The organism is Pyramidobacter sp. CG50-2, assembly GCF_003612005.1.
Taxonomy (GTDB): domain Bacteria; phylum Synergistota; class Synergistia; order Synergistales; family Dethiosulfovibrionaceae; genus Pyramidobacter.
In genome coordinates this window covers 1-3,026 of sequence record NZ_RAWT01000088.1, presented here as the reverse complement: position 1 = coordinate 3,026, position 3,026 = coordinate 1, and the positions used below count along the sequence as shown (strand labels likewise).

The window sequence follows — 3,026 nt, the reverse complement described above, 5'->3', positions numbered from 1 at the left end:
CGAACAGGACGAAACTGAAACAGGTTAAGGTAGAAAGGGCATACGACGGATGCCTAGGCACTTACAGCCGACGAAAGACGCAGCAAGCGGCGAAACGCCGCGGGGAGCCGCAAGCAGGCCTTGATCCGCGGATATCTGAATGGGGCAACCCCACGGGTGCAGACCCGTGACTCCATTGTGGAGAGGAACCCGGTGAAGTGAAACATCTCAGTAGCCGGAGGAAAAGAAATCGAAGAGATCCCCCCAGTAGTGGTGAGCGAACAGGGGCCAGCCTAAACCCCCGCAGTGCAAGGCAGCAGCCGTTGCTGCGGAGGGAGTTGCGGGACAGTCGGGGAAGCGCTGCTGAGCTTCCGCAGAGTAAGAAAAGCTCGGGTTAGTCGAATCGTGTTGGAAAAGCGAGCCGCAGAACGTGAAAGCCGCGTAGACGAAAACCCGATCCCTCTGAAGACCGAATCCCAAGTAGAGCGGAGCACGAGAAATTCCGTTTGAATCCGGGCCGCCCATGGTCCAAGGCTAAATACTGTAAGTGACCGATAGCGCATAGTACCGAGAGGGAAAGGTGAAAAGCACCCCGGGAGGGGAGTGAAAGAGACCTGAAATCGTATGCCTACAAGCAGTTGGAGCTGGAAATACAGCGATGTATGGAAAGTGACAGCGTGCCTATTGAAAAATGAGCCGGCGAGATATTGCATGCAGCGAGGTTAAGGGATGAAGTTCCGGAGCCGAAGCGAAAGCGAGTTCGAAGAGAGCGCGAAGTTGCCTGCAATAAACCCGAAGCCTGACGATCTAGCCATGGGCAGGTTGAAGTGGGGGTGAAACCCCATGGAGGACCGCACCAGTGCCTGTTGAAAAAGTCTTGGATGACCTGTGGTTAGGAGTGAAAAGCTAATCGAGTTAGGTAATAGCTGGTTCTCCCCGAAATGCATTGAGGTGCAGCCTTGATGGATTCGTGACGGAGGTAGAGCGACTGACAGCTCAAGCGGTCCTGGGGGATTTGCGCGAGCCATCAAACTCCGAATGCCGCCACGTAGAAATCAGGAGTGAGACCGCGGGTGATAAGGTTCGTGGTCGAAAGGGAAACAGCCCAGATCATCAGCTAAGGCCCCGAAGAGCATGCTAAGTGTGACAAGGATGTAGGGACCCCGAAACAGCCAGGAGGTTGGCTCAGAAGCAGCCATCCTTTAAAGAGTGCGTAACAGCTCACTGGTCGAGGACCCCCGCGCCGAAAATGTAGGGGGCTAAGCATGCCGCCGAAGCTATGGGATAGAGCAATCTATCGGTAGGGGAGCGTAGTCAGCGGGACGAAGCGAAATTGTAAAGTTTCGTGGACAGCTGAGTAGTGAGAATGCCGGCATGAGTAACGACATATTTGCGAGAATCAAATACACCGGAAGACCAAGGATTCCTGGGGAAGGTTGATCCGCCCAGGGTAAGGCGGGGCCTAAGTCAAGGCTGAAAAGCGTAGATGATGGACAGCAGGTTGAAATTCCTGCCCCGCGATAAGTTCGCTACAACCGAAGCAGCGACGCAGAAAGCTAGACAGGCCGGCTGATGGAAGAGCCAGTCCAAGGAAGCAGGCTGGGGCGACAGTCAAGCACATCGCCCCGTCAAGGCCGAGATCCGAGAGGGAGCCTCATTTCGAGGCGAAGCTGTTGAAGCTCCGCTGCCAGGAAAACCTGCTAGGGAGAACTTATGGCGCCCGTACCCGAAACCGACACAGGTGGTCAAGCTGAGCAAGCTAAGGTGAGTGGAATAACTCTCGTTAAGGAACTCTGCAAGTTAACTCCGTAACTTAGGGAGAAGGAGTGCTGCCCCCGTCAATCGTAAGGTGAAGCGGGGAGCAGCCACAGAAACCAGGCTCAAGCGACTGTTTACCAAAAACACAGGACTCTGCATAAGACGCAAGTCGAAGTATAGAGTCTGACGCCTGCCCGGTGCTGGAAGGTTAAATGGAAGAGTGAGCCGCAAGGCGCAGCTTAGAAATGAAGCCCCAGTAAACGGCGGCCGTAACTATAACGGTCCTAAGGTAGCGAAATTCCTTGTCGGGTAAGTTCCGACCTGCACGAATGGCGTAACGATTTGAGCGCTGTCTCAACGAGAGATCCAGTGAAATTGTGGTACCGGTCAAGACGCCGGTTCCCCGTGGTAGGACGGAAAGACCCCATGGAGCTTTACTGTAGCCTGATACTGATATTTGAAATTTCATGCACAGGATAGGTGGGAGGCGAAGAAGAGAGAGCTTTGGCTTTCTTGGAGCCATCGTTGGGATACCACCCTTGTGATTTCGAATGTCTAACTTTAGCGTCTGAATCGACGAAGAGGACACAGTCAGGTGGGCAGTTTGACTGGGGCGGTCGCCTCCCAAAGAGTAACGGAGGCGCGCAAAGGTCAACTCATGGCGAATGGAAACCGCCAAGAGAGCGCAAGGGTATAAGTTGGCTTAACTGCGAGAGAGACATCTCGAGCAGAGACGAAAGTCGGTCCTAGTGATCCGGCGGTGCTGAATGGAAAGGCCGTCGCTCATCGGATAAAAGCTACCCTGGGGATAACAGGCTGATCTCCCCCGAGAGTTCCCATCGACGGGGAGGTTTGGCACCTCGATGTCGGCTCGTCGCATCCTGGGGCTGTAGCAGGTCCCAAGGGTTGGTCTGTTCGCCCATTAAAGCGGTACGCGAGCTGGGTTCAAAACGTCGTGAGACAGTTTGGTCCCTATCCACCACGGGCGCAAGATATTTGAGGGGAGCTGCTCCTAGTACGAGAGGACCGGAGTGGACGTACCACTGGTGTATCTGTTGTGGCGCCAGCCGCATCAGCAGAGTAGCCAAGTACGGCCCGGATAACCGCTGAAGGCATCTAAGCGGGAAACCGCCCCCAAGATGAGATATCTCATACCAGAAGGTAGTAAGGTGTCCCCGAGACGAGGGGTTCGATAGGCCGGGAATGGAAGCGTTGCGAGACGTTGAGTTAACCGGTACTAATACACCGAGGCCTTAACCTGTTTCAGTTTCGTGCTGTTCGAGAGAAGA

1 rRNA gene is annotated in these 3,026 nt (G+C 54.6%); it reads left to right on the top strand.

Annotation, left to right across the window (positions count from 1 at the left end):
- Positions 1–22: 22 nt before the first annotated feature.
- Positions 23–2,998, top strand: a 23S ribosomal RNA gene (locus D7D26_RS11805).
- Positions 2,999–3,026 lie beyond the last annotated feature (28 nt).